This window comes from Glaesserella australis, from assembly GCF_003260095.1.
GTDB lineage: Bacteria > Pseudomonadota > Gammaproteobacteria > Enterobacterales > Pasteurellaceae > Glaesserella > Glaesserella australis.
In genome coordinates this window covers 140,789-157,735 of sequence record NZ_PTPX01000007.1, presented here as the reverse complement: position 1 = coordinate 157,735, position 16,947 = coordinate 140,789, and the positions used below count along the sequence as shown (strand labels likewise).

At 42.1% G+C, this 16,947-nt stretch carries 16 protein-coding genes; 11 read left to right on the top strand and 5 right to left on the bottom strand.

Annotation, left to right across the window (positions count from 1 at the left end):
• The first annotated feature begins 130 nt into the window (after window positions 1-130).
• Genes C5N92_RS04050 through lpxC form a run of 5 tightly spaced genes read left to right on the top strand, consistent with a single transcriptional unit; the run spans window position 131 to window position 5,328 of the window.
• A complete protein-coding gene (locus C5N92_RS04050; RefSeq protein WP_111749581.1) occupies window positions 131-1,042 on the top strand; it encodes a D-alanine--D-alanine ligase in 912 nt (303 codons plus the stop codon).
• The gene (locus C5N92_RS04045; RefSeq protein WP_111749580.1) at window positions 1,042-1,821 is read left to right on the top strand and encodes a cell division protein FtsQ/DivIB; all 780 of its coding nucleotides are present in this window, start codon (window positions 1,042-1,044) and stop codon (window positions 1,819-1,821) included. The genes C5N92_RS04050 and C5N92_RS04045 overlap by 1 nt, the downstream gene beginning before the upstream one ends.
• Window positions 1,822-1,845: 24 nt before the next feature.
• Window positions 1,846-3,114 carry a cell division protein FtsA gene (ftsA, locus tag C5N92_RS04040; protein ID WP_111749579.1) on the top strand — a complete coding sequence of 423 codons (1,269 nt, stop codon included), beginning with the start codon at window positions 1,846-1,848 and terminating at the stop codon, window positions 3,112-3,114.
• Window positions 3,115-3,157: 43 nt separating this feature from the next.
• Window positions 3,158-4,384 carry a cell division protein FtsZ gene (gene ftsZ / locus C5N92_RS04035; protein ID WP_111749578.1) on the top strand — a complete coding sequence of 409 codons (1,227 nt, stop codon included), beginning with the start codon at window positions 3,158-3,160 and terminating at the stop codon, window positions 4,382-4,384.
• A 23-nt stretch (window positions 4,385-4,407) separates the two neighbouring features.
• Window positions 4,408-5,328, top strand: coding sequence for a UDP-3-O-acyl-N-acetylglucosamine deacetylase (lpxC, locus tag C5N92_RS04030; RefSeq protein ID WP_111749577.1), 921 nt, complete (start codon window positions 4,408-4,410; stop codon window positions 5,326-5,328).
• A 52-nt stretch (window positions 5,329-5,380) separates the two neighbouring features.
• On the opposite strand, the gene C5N92_RS04025 is transcribed toward lpxC, so the two are convergent.
• The gene (locus C5N92_RS04025; protein ID WP_111749576.1) at window positions 5,381-7,534 is read right to left on the bottom strand and encodes a heavy metal translocating P-type ATPase; all 2,154 of its coding nucleotides are present in this window, start codon (window positions 7,532-7,534) and stop codon (window positions 5,381-5,383) included.
• Between the two features lie 3 nt (window positions 7,535-7,537).
• On the bottom strand, window positions 7,538-7,741 hold the full coding sequence (locus tag C5N92_RS04020) for a heavy-metal-associated domain-containing protein (protein WP_111749575.1): 204 nt from the start codon (window positions 7,739-7,741) through the stop codon (window positions 7,538-7,540).
• Between the two features lie 70 nt (window positions 7,742-7,811).
• Here C5N92_RS04020 and cueR point away from each other — a divergent pair, with 70 nt between their 5' ends.
• Window positions 7,812-8,198: a Cu(I)-responsive transcriptional regulator gene (gene cueR, locus C5N92_RS04015; RefSeq protein WP_111749574.1), complete on the top strand. Its 387-nt coding sequence runs from the start codon at window positions 7,812-7,814 to the stop codon at window positions 8,196-8,198.
• Between the two features lie 101 nt (window positions 8,199-8,299).
• Here cueR and C5N92_RS04010 read toward each other — a convergent pair whose 3' ends face one another.
• Together C5N92_RS04010 and C5N92_RS04005 are read right to left on the bottom strand one after the other, a co-directional pair.
• Complete coding sequence (locus C5N92_RS04010; protein WP_111749573.1) at window positions 8,300-8,782, bottom strand: YybH family protein; 483 nt, start codon at window positions 8,780-8,782, stop codon at window positions 8,300-8,302.
• A 44-nt stretch (window positions 8,783-8,826) separates the two neighbouring features.
• On the bottom strand, window positions 8,827-9,399 hold the full coding sequence (locus tag C5N92_RS04005) for an NADPH-dependent F420 reductase (protein ID WP_111749572.1): 573 nt from the start codon (window positions 9,397-9,399) through the stop codon (window positions 8,827-8,829).
• Window positions 9,400-9,518: 119 nt separating this feature from the next.
• On the opposite strand from C5N92_RS04005, the gene C5N92_RS04000 reads away from it, so the two are divergent.
• The gene (locus tag C5N92_RS04000) at window positions 9,519-10,397 is read left to right on the top strand and encodes a LysR family transcriptional regulator (protein ID WP_111749571.1); all 879 of its coding nucleotides are present in this window, start codon (window positions 9,519-9,521) and stop codon (window positions 10,395-10,397) included.
• 152 nt (window positions 10,398-10,549) lie between these two features.
• Window positions 10,550-12,457, top strand: coding sequence for a DNA topoisomerase IV subunit B (gene parE, locus C5N92_RS03995; RefSeq protein WP_111749570.1), 1,908 nt, complete (start codon window positions 10,550-10,552; stop codon window positions 12,455-12,457).
• Between the two features lie 42 nt (window positions 12,458-12,499).
• Here the strand turns inward: parE and C5N92_RS03990 are convergent, their stop codons facing one another.
• A complete protein-coding gene (locus C5N92_RS03990) occupies window positions 12,500-13,042 on the bottom strand; it encodes a KdsC family phosphatase (protein WP_111749569.1) in 543 nt (180 codons plus the stop codon).
• 67 nt (window positions 13,043-13,109) lie between these two features.
• Between C5N92_RS03990 and C5N92_RS03985 the strand changes: the two genes are divergently transcribed.
• The 3 genes from C5N92_RS03985 to C5N92_RS03975 all read left to right on the top strand — a co-directional run bounded on the left by C5N92_RS03985 (window position 13,110) and on the right by C5N92_RS03975 (window position 16,885).
• Window positions 13,110-13,793 (top strand): YggS family pyridoxal phosphate-dependent enzyme, encoded by a 684-nt coding sequence (locus C5N92_RS03985; RefSeq protein WP_111749568.1) that lies wholly within the window; start codon window positions 13,110-13,112, stop codon window positions 13,791-13,793.
• 66 nt (window positions 13,794-13,859) lie between these two features.
• Window positions 13,860-16,469, top strand: coding sequence for an aminopeptidase N (pepN, locus tag C5N92_RS03980; RefSeq protein WP_111749567.1), 2,610 nt, complete (start codon window positions 13,860-13,862; stop codon window positions 16,467-16,469).
• Window positions 16,469-16,885, top strand: a complete 417-nt coding sequence (locus C5N92_RS03975) for a DUF805 domain-containing protein (RefSeq protein ID WP_111749566.1) — start codon at window positions 16,469-16,471, stop codon at window positions 16,883-16,885. Before pepN ends, C5N92_RS03975 begins: the two co-directional genes overlap by 1 nt.
• Window positions 16,886-16,947: the final 62 nt, after the last annotated feature.

The window sequence follows — 16,947 nt, the reverse complement described above, 5'->3', positions numbered from 1 at the left end:
TCTGAACGCTCCTGTTCTTGTAGGGACACACTGTGTGTGTCCACTGAATAAAAATTTACATAAGTCTAGATTAGACGGACACACGCAGTGTGTCCCTACTTAGTATCTGATTGAATTAAGGTAAAAAATAATGAGCTTAAAAAACGAAAAAATTGCGGTGTTATTTGGTGGCGTATCGGCAGAGCGTGAAGTGTCGTTGAACTCGGGCAAATCAGTGTTTGAAGCCTTACAGAGTTTAGGCTACAACGTCGAAGCCATTGATACCAAAGAGTTTCCGATTGAAAAATTAAAAGAAAAAGGTATTCAACGTGTATTTAACATTCTACACGGTGGTATCGGGGAAAATGGTGTATTGCAAGGAGCGTTGGAGCAACTCGGTATTCCTTATACCGGCTGTGGCGTAATGGCATCGGCGATTACACTGGACAAATTCCGTACTAAATTATTGTGGAACGCTGTGGGCTTGCCAACGGCGGCAATGGAAGTCGTTCGCCGTGGACAAGCGGTCAATTATGATGAAATTATTGCAAAATTAGGCTTACCATTATTTGTGAAACCAGCAAGTGAAGGTTCAAGTGTTGGGGTCAGCAAAGTAAAAACGGCTGAACAATTACTACCAGCGATTGAAGAAGCACTAAAATATGACTCGATTGTGCTAGTGGAAGAAAACTTAGCGGGTGCAGAATATTCTGTGCCAGTGTTAGACGGCGAAGTGTTGCCAGCAGTACAAATTATCCCAGATGGCGAGTTCTACGATTATCACGCTAAATATATTTCGGATAATACACAGTATGTTGTGCCAGCATTAAATGCTGAACGTCAGGCGGAAGTGGCGAAGCTAGTGAAACAGGCTTATGATGTGGTTGGCTGCCGTGGTTGGAGCCGTATTGATGTGATGGAAGATGGAGAAGGCAATTTCCGCTTGGTTGAAGTGAATACTTGTCCGGGTATGACGAGCCACAGTATTTTCCCGAAATCAGCGGCGACTGTTGGTTACAGTTTTGAGCGTTTAGTTGAACGTGTATTGGAGTTAAGTGCTTAATGGTTGCGGTTTTTCGTAAAAAACCAACATCGGTTATTCGAACAAAAGTGAGCAAACCGAAACCGCCAATAAATTGGTTGAGTTTTTTTAAACCTGCTTTGGTATTAATATGCCTTGTTTTTGTATATATTGTTTATGCAAATTGGGTAAATTGGTTGCAGGCATTAGATAAAACGCCAATTCGCTCTTATGCATTGACACATAAAACACAATTTACGACGAATAATGATATTCGAGAAGTGTTATCCAAAGAACCCGTATTAAAGGGTTATTTTGGGCAAAATATTCAGGAAGTGAAAGAAAAATTCTTGGCACTTTCTTGGGTTAAAGATGTTGTGGTGAGAAAAGTCTATCCTGATAAATTAAGTTTGACTTTATTAGAATATCGACCTGTCGCTTTATGGAACAATAGCCAATATCTTTCTGAACAGGGTGTTGTTTTTAGTTTACCTTCTGAGCGTTTTGATCATTCAGGACTCCCAATTCTTTATGGACCCGATTCTGAAGGGAAAGTAGTTCTTGAAGCTTGGAATAAGATAAAAACAGATTTAAAAGCTCGGAATTTAGGATTGTATTCGGTTGCGATGGATAATCGCGGATCTTGGTCAATTCGCCTTGATAATGGGGTTGAGCTACGTTTAGGAAGAGGAGATTGGTTACCTAAAATCGATCGCTTTGTCACAATTTTTCCTGAAATCGAAATTCCTGAAGGAAAACGTTTATCCTATGTTGATTTACGCTATGAACATGGCGCATCAGTAGGGTTTAGTAATCAATAATTTATAGTATGCAAGCAATAAAATATGACAAAAATAGCAGAATCTAAAGTAATTGTAGGTTTAGAGATTGGTACACATAAAATTGTTGCCGTAGTTGGTGAAGTATTACCTGATGGCGTAATTAATGTCATTGGTTCTGGTGTGAGTCAATCTAAGGGCGTTTATTGTGGCGGTGTCGTTGATTTAGATGCGGTAGTAAGCTCTATACAAAGAGCTATCGAAGAAGCTGAATCAATTTCAGAATGCCAAATTATGGGAGTAACATTAGCACTCTCAGGTTCTCACATTACCGCTTTTAATGAAAGTGGCACAGTCCCCTTATCTGGAGCCGTAAGTGATGAGGATTTAGATAATGCGATTCATATTGCTCGTTCTATTAAATTGCCTGATGGATTAGAAACTTTACATATTATTCCGCAAGAATATAAAGTTGATAGGCTACCAGCAACAAAAAATCCATTAGGGCTATCGGGCATGAGATTGCAAGCTCAAGCTCACTTAATTGCTTGTCATAATGATTGGTTACGTAATTTAAAGAATGCGGTAGAGCGTAGCAAGTTAAAAATCGATCAAATTGTCTTTTCTGGATTAGCATCAAGCTATTCAGTTTTAACAGATGATGAAAGAGAGCTTGGTGTCTGCTTAATTGATATTGGTGGCGGAACAATGGACGTTCTCGTCTATACAGATGGTGCACTTCGTTTTAGTAAAGTCATTCCTTTTGGTGGTAACAATGTGACTGACTATATTGCACAAGTTTTTGCGACTTCACGTCAAGAGGCCGAAACAATTAAGGTGCAGTATGGTAGTGCTATTTCTCCACCAACACATTTTCCAGAGAAAAAAATTGAATTTGCTGGTTTAGGCGGAAGAATTCCTAGAACTTTTACAAAAGAGCAGTTGTCGAAGGTCACATCGCAATGTTATCAAGATTTATTAGGCGTAGTTTCTCATGAATTATCTCAATTACGCCATGAATTGTATCAAAAAGGTATAAAACAGGAATTAATTGCAGGAATTGTATTAACTGGTGGTGGTTCTCAAATAGAAGATATTGTAGAATGTGCAAAATCTGTCTTTGGATCACAAGTTCGAGTTGGTTATCCACTAAATATTACAGGTTTAACGGATTATGTAAATAAACCATCATATGCCACAGTATTAGGATTGTTACAATATAGTCATTACAATGATATTGAGAGTAGCCCAAGCGGTAAACCAGACAGCAATATTTTTGGTCCTATAGTTGATGCAGCTAAAAAAGCATACAAATTGATAAAATCAAATTTTTAATTGGCATTAATTAATAAAATTGAGCCTTTAGGGAGAATCACAAATGTTTGAACCTATTTTTGAAGCGACGCAAGATGCAGTCATCAAAGTTATTGGTGTTGGTGGCGGTGGTGGTAACGCACTAAATCATATGGTAAGTAGCACACAATCTGATGTTGGTAGTGTAGAGTTTTTTTCTGTAAATACAGATGCACAAGTGTTACGTAGTAGTGCTGTTCGAAATACTATTCAAATAGGTGCAACATTAACCAAAGGTCTAGGTGCTGGCGGAGATCCAAATGTAGGTCACCAGGCTGCAGAAGAAGATAGAGAAGCTCTGAGCAACATGATTGACGGTGCGGATATGGTATTTATTGCAGCAGGTATGGGCGGTGGCTCTGGTACAGGTGCTGCACCTGTCATTGCAGAAATTGCGAAAAGCAAAGGTGCTTTGACCGTTGGTATTGTTACTAAGCCATTCTCTTTTGAAGGTAAAAAACGTTCAGGCTATGCAGAACAAGGTATCCGTGAGCTTGCAAAACATGTTGATTCTCTGATTATCATTCAAAATGATAAATTATTAAAAGTGTTACCAAAAAACGTTAAATTTAATGAGGCGTTTGGCGTTGCTAATGATGTTTTACGTAATGCTGTTTTAGGTATTACAGATATGATTACGTCTGAAGGTTTAGTGAATGTTGACTTTGCGGATGTGAAAAAAGTCATGTCAGAAATGGGCAGAGCAATGATGGGAACAGGTATTGCTGAGGGCGAAAATCGTGCAGAAAACGCTGCAAAAGAAGCTGTTGCAAGTCCATTATTAGAAGATGTAGATTTATCAGGTGCTAAAGGTATTCTCGTTAATATTTCTTCTGGTTACGATATTGAACTTGCTGAAGTAAATACAATTATGGAATATGTGACTAGCTTTGCTGATCCTGATGCTGCAATTATTTTTGGTTCTGCATTCTATCCTGAAATGGAAGGACAAATTCGTGTAACATTAGTTGCAACAGGTATTGGTCAACCAGAAGAAATGCCAAAAATTCCAAGTGTTCAACCAGTAAGACATGATATTTCTCCACAATCAGTTCAAGGAATGCCAAATTCACATAGACCTGATTTTATGAATAATATGGGCGGTGGGTATCCTAATCCAAATCAATACGCTCAACAGCAGTTACATCAACCACAGCAAATGCAACAAGTAGCACCAAGACCGCAACAAGTGGATACAACACAGGTTTTCTCACCAAATTCAATCCCTGGATTTATGAGAAATAGCCAATAATTATTGGGAAATAAGGAAACGATATGATTAAACAAAGAACCCTTAAACAAGCAGCAAAAGTAACAGGCATTGGCTTGCACAGCGGCAAGAAAGTGACGTTAACTTTACGCCCTGCGCCTGCAAATACAGGGATCATTTATGCAAGAACAGATCTTGATCCTGTCGTTTACTTTCCTGCAAGTGCAGATTCTATCCGTGATACGACGCTTTGTACTTGTATGATTAATGATGATGGTGTACGTATTTCAACCGTTGAGCATCTTAATGCGGCAATGGCAGCATTAGGTTTAGACAATCTTATTGTTGAAGTTGATGCGCCAGAAATTCCAATCATGGATGGTAGTTCAAGTCCATTTATCTATTTATTATTAGATGCGGGCATCGAGGAACAAAATGCACCTAAAAAATTCATTCGTATTAAAGATACGGTACGAGTAGAAGAAGGTGACAAATGGGCAGAATTTAAGCCTTATAATCACGGCTTAAAATTAGATTTTACCATTGATTTTACGCATCCAATGATCACCAAAGAAGTGCGTAATTATAAAATGGAATTTTCTGCACAGCATTTTATTCAACAATTAAGCCGTGCAAGAACATTTACCTTTATGAAAGATGTAGAGTACCTTCAATCTATTGGATTAGCGTTAGGTGGTAGCCTTGATAATGCGATTGTATTAGATGAATACCGTATCTTAAATGAAGAAGGTTTACGTTTTAAAGATGAACTTGTTCGCCATAAAATGTTAGATGCTGTTGGTGATTTATTTATGTGTGGCTACAATATTTTAGGTGACTTTAAAGCCTATAAATCAGGTCACGGTTTAAATAATAAATTATTGCGTGCAGTCTTAGCAAACCAACATGCTTGGGAATTTGTCACTTTCGAAGACAAAGCAGAAGTGCCGCAAGGATATCAAGTTGCAGAACAAGTATTAATTTAACAGATACTATGAAGAATTAGGGCTTAAAATTGAAGAATTTTAAGCCCTTTTGCTATTTCAGTAACCGTTGACTATTTAACACCACCGTAATAGACGATAACGCCATGGCAATCGCTGCAATCATCGGATTAAGTAGCCAACCCGTGACAGAATAAAGCACGCCACAAGCGATAGGAATCGCAATCAGGTTGTAAATAAATGCTCCGAATAAACTCTGTTTCATATTTTGCACCACTCGTTTTGAGAACGGCAAAATTTCAGCGAGAGGTTGCAAGCCCGATTGCATTAGCGAAAGATCCGCCGTTTCTACCGCAATTTCACTGCCGTTATGCATCGCAATACCAACATTGGCTTGAGCTAATGCAGGGGAATCATTAATACCATCGCCAATCATTGCTACCTTTTTACCTTGTCGCTGTAATATTGCAATCTGTTCGGCTTTTTGTTCAGGCAGCACTTCGGCGATAACATCATCTAACCCCAATTCTTTCGCATAATGTTGCGCAGTATCTTGGCGATCACCTGTTAGCATTACACATTGATAACCTTGCGCTTGAAACTGTTTGATGATTTCCTTGCTTTCAGGGCGAAGTTGGTCTTGCAGGTAAATAACACCAAGGGTTTGATTATTTACCGCAACAAAAACTTCGGTACCAAGGCTTTTCCCTGTAAACGTTAGCTGTGAATGGGCTGCAAATGCACGATTTCCTACTTTTACTTCATCATCACCTACCCGAGCGGATATGCCTAATCCTTTCACAATTTTTACATCAGTGACGGAACAAGCGGTCAGATCGTCACGATATTTTGTAATGGCTTTGGCAATAGGGTGAGAAGCGTGCTGTTCAAGGCTTTTGGCTAAACGTAAAATTTCATCTTTATCACTGTGACCGAAGGTTTCAATATGAGTGACTTGCATTTCACCTGTGGTGAGCGTCCCTGTTTTATCGAAAACCAAGGTGTCAATTTCACTGCTGGCTTGTAACGCTTCAATATTTCGTACCAACACGCCAAATTCAGCGGAGCGAGCGACCCCCGCAATAGTTGAAAGGGGGATTGCCAACCCTAAGGCACAGGGGCAGGCAATGATCAATACAGTGGTAAAAATGGAAAGGGCAAAGGCAAAATCTTTGCCTAAGGCAAGCCAAATCAGGCTACTGACAAACGCAATACTCACCACAATCGGCACAAAAATAGAAGCGACTTTATCCACCCATTTAGCCAAAGGGGGCTTAGAGGATTGTGCGTGGCGAACAGCGGTAATAATGCGAGCCAGTGCCGTTTGTGAGCCAACTTGTTCAGCAAGGTAGATTCCCGCTCCGTCTTGCACAATCGTGCCTGCCCGTACTTTATCGCCGACTTTCTTCTCCACAGGCAAGGCTTCGCCCGTGAGCATAGACTCATCAACCCAAAGCGCCCCACTTTGCAACACGCCGTCCACCGCAAAGCGATCGCCTGTTAAAGCTTGAATCCGCATTTGTGGCTTAATACCTTTAGTTGAAATGGTTTTTGCAATTTCTCCGTCAAAAATGACCGCTTGTTGTGGCGCAAGATCGAGCAATTTCTCTAACGCTAACGACGAACGCTGTTTGGCTTTCAACTCAAGGTATTTTCCTAAATTCAGAAAGCCGATAATCATCACGCTAGCTTCATAATAAAGATGAGCGTGAGATTGTGGAAACAGCGTCAAATACAGCGAATAAAGAAACGCCACGCCTGTACTGATGGCAATAAGCGTATCCATGGTTGCTGCTCGGTGCTTTAGGCTAGTCCAAGCACCTGTGAAGAAATGTTTACCACTGAAATACATTGTGCTAGCAGTGATAGCCGCCCAAACTAGCCAAATTGGGCGGTTCTCTTCCGTCGGCGACATACCAAACCACATACCATAAGCCATTAACAATGAGCCAACAATTAACGCCAAGGCAAACTGACAGCGTTTTTCACTTAAGGTGGCTTTAGTTTGTGCTTGCTGTTTTTCACGGCGAATTTGCTCACTTTCAAGCAATTCTGCACCAAAACCGATTTTGGTCACAGCTTGTATCACCGCATCAGCTGGCACGTTACCTTGCACAAAAGCCGTTTGATCCGCCAAATTCACCGACACATATTGCACATCAGCTAATCGCCCGACTACCGTTTCTACTCGCCGAACACAAGCTGCACAATGCAAACCATTTAAGAGAAATTGTTGCTCTAAAGCCATAGATTATGCTCCTTTGGCTTCAAACCCAAGGTCATAAATGGTCTCTACCAAGGTTTGAAGCGACTCTTCACTTTCCACAATGGCTGTTTGCGAGTTCAAATCCACTTGAACATGAGTGACTGTCGGCAACGCTTTTAAGCCATTTTCGACACTTTTTACACAATGTCCACAATGCAATCCTCTAAGTTGAAGTGTAATGGTTGACATAAGATTCTCCTTTGATGTTTTCTGATTTAGAGACATAATAAACCTTTACCCTAGGTTAAGGTCAAGTCATATGAATATCAGCCAAGCAGCAAAATTATCAGGTCTAACCGCCAAACAAATCCGAGATTATGAAAAAGCAGGATTGCTTCCCCATGCACAGCGTAGTGAATCGGGCTATCGTCTTTATTCCACAAAGGATATCGAGCGTTTACATTTCATCAGTAACGCACGAAAAGTCGGGTTCTCCTTGGCTCAAATCGCTGAATTATTAAAGTTAAATGACGATCCAAATCGAGCCAGTCGAGAAGTGAAAAAGCTAACTGAGCAACATATCATCGAGTTACAAACAAAAATTGCCGATTTACAAGCAATGTTGGTGTTATTACAAAGTTGGCATCACAGCTGTTGCGGTAATGACAAACCTGAATGTTCGATTTTACAAGGGTTAAAATGCTAACAAGCGGTCAGTTTTCCTGAAAAATTTGCAAATTTTCGTGGGAAACCGACCGCTTGTTTTGGCACAAGTTAGGGAGCTTGCGCCATCAGGGGGCTAAATCACTATTCGGTTTTGTTAAACATATAACGGGCAATTTTCCACTTGCCTTCCACTTTTTCCAAAACGAACAGTTCACGGTTTAATTCGGGTACTTGAGTGTTGTTGGCTTTGACAGTGGCTGTGCCGTTTGAGATTGAGCGGACAATTGCTACGTTGTCATTGACCGTAATTTCTTTGATGTCAAATTGCAAATTCAAGCCGACCGCACTGAAAATGTGCTGATAAGTTGCGGTAATCGCTGCCGAGCCTTGTGCGGTTGGGGCGTTGGACGGCATTAATACACCATCGTTGCGATACAATTCCAACACATTTTGCGGATTTGCCGATTTCAACGCTGCCGCATAATCGTTGATCAATTGACGAATGGCGGTTTCATCTTGCTTTTCAGCCTTAATCACAACAGGCGTAGTCGGTTGCGTTTGTGCTTGTGCAATAGGGGCAACAAGGATTGTGGTTGCAAAAAGTGCGGTTAAAAGTTTATTCATTTTTAGTCCTTCTTGAAAGTGGGTTAAACATAAGTTGTGTGAGTTTATTCAAACAGTGCAAAGCCACCTGTCCAGCCGATTTGTTCACGCACGGCAAGGGTGATTTGTAAGAAACCAAACGCTTCTAACTCTCTGGCACGTTTGAGTGAACCTGCGTCTTTCACGATTAACTCGCTGCCTTTTAGTGCATCCGCCACTTTTGCTTTCGCTTGTTCGCAATCACCTGCCAGCAACACAGTTGTGTCGGCTTTATCTGCCACTTTGCTTAAGCCGATATTTGCTGCGAAATTGGTGTTAAATGCTTTGATAATCGCTGATTTTGGCAATTTCTGCGCAATAATTGCCGCCGCTGAACTGTCCGCTGGCACAAGTAAGCTATCCATTGTGCTGAAATCTACTGGGTTGGTGATGTCAATCACGATTTTATCGGCAAGTTGCGTGCTGTATTTTGTAATAATGTCATCTACTGACGCATACGGCACGGCAAAAATCACGATCTCACCCAAGGTTGCTTGTTCATCACGTTCCACAAATGAAACCTGATTTCCTGCTTGGCTAAAACGCTCTGCCAATACTTTACCCATATTGCCTTTACCAAAAATTGAAATGGTTGCCATAATAAGCTCCTTGTTAAGTTAAGTTGTACTGAAGTAGTTAAGATGGGTGCATTGTAATTGAAGTGAATTTACTTGATAATACGCTAAATAATGAAAACTCTTTTAAGTTAAACTTGAAAATGGAAAGCGCAAAACGATTATTGATCTTCAATGAAGTCATCAAAAAAGGAAGTATGAGCAAAACGGCACAAAGCTTGGGAATGACCGCTAGTGCGGTAAGCCAGCATTTGCAAAATTTGGAAAGCGATTACGGCTTGAAACTGCTGAACCGCAACACTCGCCGTTTGGAACTCACCGAGGCAGGGCGGATTTTGTGGCAACAGACGGAAAAGTTGGCAGCAATTATGCAAGAAACGCAGGAAAAAATGACCGCACTTAAAGCCAAACCGAGCGGAACCGTGCGGTTGTCCTTGCCTACGGGATTTGTGCGTTGCCGTGAAATTCGGGAATTAATGCGTGTTGTTGAGCAGGATTTCCCTGATATTAGGCTGGTGTTGCTCGCCGAAGATTCGCTGGCACAGCTGCAACAAGGCACGGCAGACATTGCGTTGCGAGCAGGCGAAATCAGCGATTCAATGGATAATGTGGTTTATCGCTTGGCGGATTGGTCGCTATGTATTGCTGGAGCAATGGAATATTTGGCGGAAAATCCCATAACTCAACCGACAGATTTGCTCACGGCACATTGGTTAAATCACAGCGATTTTGTGTTGCTCAACGCCTTTGAAACTTTAAACTTGCCGAAAATTTTGCCTGAAAAACGCACCGAATGTCCGAATATGTCGGCAATTGCTTATTATCTGGCAACGGAAGGAATGGGGCTGACCTTTATTTTAGAAGGCGAATTGCAAGTTTTTGAAAAAAATCACCGCTTGCAGAGAGTTCTATCCCAAGCCAAATTACCGACTAAACGCATCTCCGCCGTAGTCGCAAACGCTGCACAATCTGCCAAAAATGCCGCCGTATTGAATGTATTGAAAAGGGTGTTCAAACAGTAAGGAAATGAAACGACAAGCGGTAAGTTTTTCTGAAAAATTTGCAAAAAATTAGCGAAAACAGACCGCTTGTGGTTTTCTATTGAGCCATTAGTCGAAATTCGCTAAAATTTGCCCCTGTTTTTATTTACATCAAATCAATCATAGAGCCTATTATGTCTGAAAAACGCTACGGTGCTGATGAAATTACCGTTCTTAAAGATCTTGAACCTGTACAACTTCGCCCGGGTATGTACACCGATACCACTCGTCCGAATCATTTAGGGCAGGAAGTTATTGATAATAGTGTTGATGAAGCGTTATCAGGTTTTGCTAATCAAATTGATGTGATTTTACACAATGATAATTCTCTCGAAGTGGTCGATAATGGGCGTGGTATGCCAGTTGATATTCACTCGACAGAAAAAATCTCAGGCGTTGAGTTGATTTTAACCAAATTACACGCAGGCGGTAAGTTTTCTAATAAAAACTATACCTTTTCAGGTGGTCTGCACGGCGTGGGGATCTCGGTTGTGAATGCTCTTTCAGAGCGGGTTGAAATTACCATTAAGCGTAATGGCGAGATTTATACCATTGCTTTTGCTAATGGTGTAAAAGTCGAAGATCTGAAAGTGATTGGCACTTGCCCAAAACGTCAAACAGGAACAACCGTTCGTTTCTATCCAAATCCGAAATATTTTGATTCACCGAAATTTTCAGTCAGTCGCTTACGTCATTTGTTAAGAGCCAAAGCAGTACTTTGTCCGAAACTGACCATCAACTTTACCGACCATATCAATAACACGCAGGAAACGTGGTACTACGAAGATGGTTTGCGTGATTATTTAAGTGATGCGTTAAAAGCCTATGAGTATCTACCAAATCCATTATTTGTAGGAGATGTAAAGGGTGATACAGAAGCTGTAAGCTGGGCGTTAAGCTGGCTCACTGAAGGGGGGGAACAAGTTAATGAGAGCTATGTCAACTTGATTCCAACTGCACTTGGCGGAACGCACGTCAATGGCTTGCGTCAAGGCCTATTCAAGGCGATGGCGGAATTTTGTGATTTTCGTAACTTGTTACCAAAAGGGGTGAAATTAACCGCTGATGATGTGTGGGGACGTTGTTGCTATGTACTTTCTCTGAAAATGCAAGAGCCACAGTTTGCAGGGCAAACCAAAGAGCGTTTATCTTCACGACAAGCGGCGAGTTACGTTGAAAATAGTATTAAAGATGCATTCAGCTTATGGCTAAATCAAAATGTGCAAGTGGCAGAACAGCTGGCAAGCATGGCGATTAGTTCCGCTGAAAATCGTTTGAAAGCAGAGAAAAAGGTTGTTCGTAAAAAATTAGTCAGTGGGCCTGCGCTCCCAGGGAAATTAGCGGATTGTAATTCTCAAGATATTAAGCGAACCGAGTTGTTCTTAGTGGAAGGGGACTCTGCGGGTGGTTCGGCGAAAAAAGCGCGTGATAAAGAGTTTCAAGCAATTTTGCCATTGCGGGGGAAAATCTTAAATACTTGGGAAGTGTCGCCTGATCAAGTTTTAGCATCGACCGAAGTGCATGATATCGCGGTAGCCCTTGGGATCGATCCTGATAATGAAGATCTGAGCCAGCTACGCTATGGCAAAGTCTGTATCTTAGCGGATGCGGATTCAGATGGCTTACATATTGCGACGTTGCTCTGTGCATTATTTCTCCGCCACTTCCCAACGCTTGTCAAAAATGGACACGTTTATGTGGCAATGCCACCGCTTTATCGTATTGATATTGGTAAAGATGAAGTTCACTATGCGTTAGATGAAGCTGAAAAAGAGAGCATTCTAGCACGCCTTGCGAAGAAGAAAGGAACACCTAATGTACAGCGCTTTAAAGGCTTGGGTGAAATGAATCCAGAACAACTGCGTGAAACGACGATGAATCCGAGTACCCGTCGCTTAGTTCAGTTAGTGCTTGAAGAGCAAAGTGAAGAAGAAACTTTATCAACCTTTGAGCTTATGGATATGTTACTGGCGAAGAAACGCTCTGAAGATCGTAAGCAGTGGCTTCAAGCCCGTGGTGATGAAGCAGATTTAGATATTTAATTGCTATAGGGTAGACTTTTATGTCTGCCCTACAGATTTTTTCTACTGTGCCATCTGATGTACCACTTTCATAAAGCCATCAGCCGTTGCATACACCTCTTCTTTGCCCTGTGCTTTTAAAATCATATCAGACAGCTCACGAAATGCCGCATCTCCGCCGTCACGGGTTAGCACTAAATCCGCTTGATTTTTCACATAATCAAACGCATTGCCAACAGCGACAGCAAGTCCGCATACTTCAAAGGCAGGTAAATCCAACGTATCATCACCTAAAAATGCAGTTTCTTCTGCCGAAACACCCGCTTGTTGCATTAAATCAAAACAGGCTTGGCGTTTGGACATTTTGCCGAGTTGATAGAGCGGAATACCTAAGTCTTTGATTCGTCTGCGTAAAATAGGCGTATCGCCCCCTGAAAGCACCGCCACTTGAATACCGCACGCAAGTAACATTTTAATGCCTAGTCCATCTTTGACGTTGAAATACTTCAATGTTTCGCCGTTTTCGGAGTAATAAAGACTACCGTCAGTTAAAACGCCGTCCACATCGGTAATCACCAATTTTATGTTTGAAAGTTTTTGTTGCATAAGTATCCTTGATTTAAATTGGGTGGAGTTTTATGATCTTGCCCATTATAGCCTTTTGGAGTAACCGATGTCGATTTCTCAAAATTTAGACACCATTTCACAACAAATTCAACAGTTTAGTCAGCAAGCAAACCGCCCTGAAAATAGCGTTAAACTGCTTGCCGTGAGCAAAACCAAACCGATTTCCGCCATTAAAGAAGCAATCTGTGCAGGGCAACGTGCCTTTGGCGAAAATTATGTACAAGAAGGCGTGGAAAAGATTCAACATTTTGCTAAACAGAGCGAGTTAGAGTGGCATTTTATTGGGTTGTTACAATCAAATAAAACTCGAGTGGTTGCTGAGCATTTTGACTGGGTACAAACCATTGATCGCCTAAAAATCGCTCAGCGTTTAAACGAACAACGCCCTGAGCATTTGCCCGCTTTGAACGTGCTTATTCAAATTAACATCAGCGATGAAACATCAAAATCGGGCATTTCCCCTGAAGAAATGCTAGAATTAGCCACTCAAATTCGCCAACTGCCACGCCTAAAACTGCGTGGATTAATGGCAATTCCAAAGCCTGAAAGCGAGCCTGAACAACAAAAAATCGCACTGCGACAAATGCAACAACTGTTTGAACAATTACAGGCACAATTTGATGGTATTGATACGTTATCAATGGGAATGTCTGATGATATGCAAAGTGCCATTGAGTGCGGTTCGACAATGGTGAGAATTGGTACGGCAATTTTTGGGGCAAGATCTTAAATTTGATTGCTCTTCACGATAAATAATCTTATCCTTTCCACATTTTAAAAACCTAAGGGAAAAGCTATGCAACCTAAAGCGAAATTTAGAAAAGATTACCGTCAGCCTGATTTTACGATTAACCAAATTTACCTTGATGTGCAACTCGATCCTGAACAGACGTTGGTGACATCGACCCTTTCCGTTGAGCGTAAAAATCCGCAGGCGACAACATTACGCCTTGACGGGCATAGCTTTGAGTTTCTTTCGGTCAAATTTAATGGTGAGCCGTTTAAGGCGTATCAGAAAGATGATGAAAGTTTGAGCTTGGATTTAACCGCTTTGTCGGCGGATCAGTTTACGTTGGAAATTCAGACCCAGCTCAATCCGTCCCAAAACACATCGCTACAAGGCTTGTATCAGTCGGGGGACGGCATTTGTACCCAGTGTGAAGCGGAAGGTTTCCGTCAAATTACCTATATGCTTGACCGCCCTGATGTGCTTGCAAAATATCGCACAAAAATCACCGCTTGTAAGAGCAAATATCCTTACCTACTTTCTAACGGCAACCGCATCGCACAAGGCGATTTGGAAGACGGTCGCCACTGGGTCGAGTGGGAAGATCCGTTCTTTAAACCAAGCTATCTGTTTGCGTTGGTGGCTGGCGATTTTGATCTGTTGCAAGACAAATTCATCACGATGAGCGGACGTGAAGTGGCTCTCGAAATTTATGTAGATCGGGGCAATTTAGACCGTGCGACTTGGGCAATGGAGAGCTTGAAGCGTTCGATGAAATGGGACGAAGAGCGTTTCGGGCTAGAGTATGATTTAGATATTTATATGATCGTGGCGGTCGATTTCTTCAATATGGGGGCAATGGAGAATAAAGGGTTGAACATTTTTAACTCAAAATTTGTGCTTGCCAACCCACAAACTGCCACGGACGACGACTATTTGAATGTGGAAGCGGTGATTGCTCACGAGTATTTCCACAACTGGACGGGCAACCGTATCACTTGTCGAGACTGGTTCCAGTTGAGTTTGAAAGAAGGCTTGACCGTGTTCCGTGATCAAGAGTTTACGTCAGATTTATGGGCAAGATCGGCAAAACGCATTGAAGATGTGCGTCTGTTGCGTGCGGTGCAATTTGCCGAAGATGCCAGCCCAATGGCTCACCCGATCCGCCCTGAAAAAGTGATTGAGATGAACAACTTCTACACTGTAACCGTGTATGAAAAAGGGGCGGAAGTGATCCGTATGATCCACACATTGCTTGGCGAAGATCGTTTCCAAAAAGGTATGCGACTTTATGTAGCGGAAAATGACGGCAAAGCGGCGACTTGTGAAGATTTTGTTTCGGCAATGGAAAGGGCATCGGGCGTGGATTTAACCCAGTTCCGCCGTTGGTACAGCCAGTCGGGAACGCCTGAACTTACTATTGCCGATGAATACGATGAAAAACGCCATACTTACCGCTTGCACGTTTCGCAAAGCACGCCACCGACCGCTGATCAGCTTGAAAAAGTGAATTTGCATATTCCGCTGAAAGTGGCGTTATATGGCGAAGACGGCAAAAAAATCAATCTGCAACACGAATTATTGACTGTGAGCGATGTGCTAGATGTGATCCACGAACATCAGACCTTTGAGTTCCACAATGTGCAACAACGCCCTGTGCCAGCCTTGCTGTGCGATTTCTCTGCCCCTGTGCGTTTGGATTACAACTATTCGACCGAGCAACTGCTTACCTTGTTAAAATTTGCGGAAAACGATTTTGTCCGTTGGGACGTAGCACAAATGTTGTTCAATAACGAACTGCGTGCAAACCTAAGCCGTTACCAACAAGGCGAAGCGATGAGCTTTTCGGCAGGCTTACTTGAAGCTCTCACCTTTGTAATTGACAATGCAAATAAAGACCCTGAACTCGCCGCTTTAGCATTAACCTTGCCAAAAGAGACGGAATTTGCGGAGCTGTTTAAGGTGATCGACCCTGCTGGCATTGCGGTGGTTCGCCACTTTATGCAAAAGGCGATTGCTGACGAGCTAAAAGATCGCTTCTTGGTGACTTACAATCAGAACAAATTGACCGAATATCGTGTGGTGGCAGACGATTTGGCAAAACGTGCGTTGCGTAACGTCTGCTTGTCATACCTTGCCTTTACCGATGTGGGCAATACCCTTGTGCATAAACATTATCATCAAGCCAACAATATGACAGATACATTAGCGGCATTGACTGCTTCCACCAAAGCAGAGCTGGCTTGCCGAGATCAACTATTGGCGGATTTTGAACAGAAATGGCAACACGATGGCTTGGTAATGGATAAATGGTTTGCCTTACAAGCCACACGCCCTGATGAAAATGTGTTAGAGATTGTGCAAAGTTTGTTGTCGCACCCAAGTTTCAACTTCAAAAATCCAAACCGTGTGCGTTCGTTGGTCGGGGCATTTGCCAGCCAAAATCCAAAAGCGTTCCACTCGATTGACGGCTCAGGCTACCGTTTCTTAGTCGATATGTTGATTAAAATGAACGAAAGCAATCCGCAAGTGGCATCTCGTTTGATTGAGCCGTTAATTAAACTTTCTCGCTACGATGCACAACGCCAAACCTTAATGCGTCGTGGCTTAGAACGCTTAAAAGGCTTGGATAACTTGGCAAGAGACTTGTTTGAGAAAATTGAAAAGGCGTTGCAGTAATGATTTGGCATAAAGCACTTTTCTCTTTTGACGGCAGATTAAACCGCAAAGGCTTTTGGATTGGCTTTGGAATCAACTTTGCCTTTTTGTTTATTTTTGCAAATTTTTTCCTAAATCCAACCGCTTTCAACTGGATTAGCGTTATGCCTTTGACGGTATCGTTCTATAGTTTAGCGGCAGTCATCGTCAAACGCTTACACGACCGCAACCGTTCAGGCAAAGCGTTATTAATGGTACTTGTGCCGATTTTATGTTATGTCGCTTCGCTTGGTTCACAAGGTACAATGGCGTTTCTGCTTGGCACACTGATGCCAGTGTTTATTAGCACCGTGTTGCTAATGGAGTGGGGCGTGTTTGCGGGAAATCCCGATGCGAATGGGTATGGGGAGAAGGGATTGAGCATAAAATTTAAATAGTAGGGACACACTGCGTGTGTCCGCTTAACTAGTCTATTTTTTCGGACACACGCAGTGTGTCC

What these genes read in the sequence shown, in the direction of transcription:
- C5N92_RS03990 (WP_111749569.1), bottom strand. Translation starts at nt 13,042, where the DNA reads ATGCAACAAAAACTTTCAAACATAAAATTGGTGATTACCGATGTGGAC.
- C5N92_RS04010 (WP_111749573.1), bottom strand. Translation starts at nt 8,782, where the DNA reads ATGAATAAACTTTTAACCGCACTTTTTGCAACCACAATCCTTGTTGCC.
- pepN (WP_111749567.1), top strand. Translation starts at nt 13,860, where the DNA reads ATGCAACCTAAAGCGAAATTTAGAAAAGATTACCGTCAGCCTGATTTT.
- C5N92_RS03975 (WP_111749566.1), top strand. Translation starts at nt 16,469, where the DNA reads ATGATTTGGCATAAAGCACTTTTCTCTTTTGACGGCAGATTAAACCGC.
- C5N92_RS04045 (WP_111749580.1), top strand. Translation starts at nt 1,042, where the DNA reads ATGGTTGCGGTTTTTCGTAAAAAACCAACATCGGTTATTCGAACAAAA.
- ftsZ (WP_111749578.1), top strand. Translation starts at nt 3,158, where the DNA reads ATGTTTGAACCTATTTTTGAAGCGACGCAAGATGCAGTCATCAAAGTT.
- C5N92_RS04000 (WP_111749571.1), top strand. Translation starts at nt 9,519, where the DNA reads ATGGAAAGCGCAAAACGATTATTGATCTTCAATGAAGTCATCAAAAAA.
- C5N92_RS04050 (WP_111749581.1), top strand. Translation starts at nt 131, where the DNA reads ATGAGCTTAAAAAACGAAAAAATTGCGGTGTTATTTGGTGGCGTATCG.
- parE (WP_111749570.1), top strand. Translation starts at nt 10,550, where the DNA reads ATGTCTGAAAAACGCTACGGTGCTGATGAAATTACCGTTCTTAAAGAT.
- C5N92_RS03985 (WP_111749568.1), top strand. Translation starts at nt 13,110, where the DNA reads ATGTCGATTTCTCAAAATTTAGACACCATTTCACAACAAATTCAACAG.
- cueR (WP_111749574.1), top strand. Translation starts at nt 7,812, where the DNA reads ATGAATATCAGCCAAGCAGCAAAATTATCAGGTCTAACCGCCAAACAA.
- C5N92_RS04020 (WP_111749575.1), bottom strand. Translation starts at nt 7,741, where the DNA reads ATGTCAACCATTACACTTCAACTTAGAGGATTGCATTGTGGACATTGT.
- lpxC (WP_111749577.1), top strand. Translation starts at nt 4,408, where the DNA reads ATGATTAAACAAAGAACCCTTAAACAAGCAGCAAAAGTAACAGGCATT.
- C5N92_RS04005 (WP_111749572.1), bottom strand. Translation starts at nt 9,399, where the DNA reads ATGGCAACCATTTCAATTTTTGGTAAAGGCAATATGGGTAAAGTATTG.
- ftsA (WP_111749579.1), top strand. Translation starts at nt 1,846, where the DNA reads ATGACAAAAATAGCAGAATCTAAAGTAATTGTAGGTTTAGAGATTGGT.
- C5N92_RS04025 (WP_111749576.1), bottom strand. Translation starts at nt 7,534, where the DNA reads ATGGCTTTAGAGCAACAATTTCTCTTAAATGGTTTGCATTGTGCAGCT.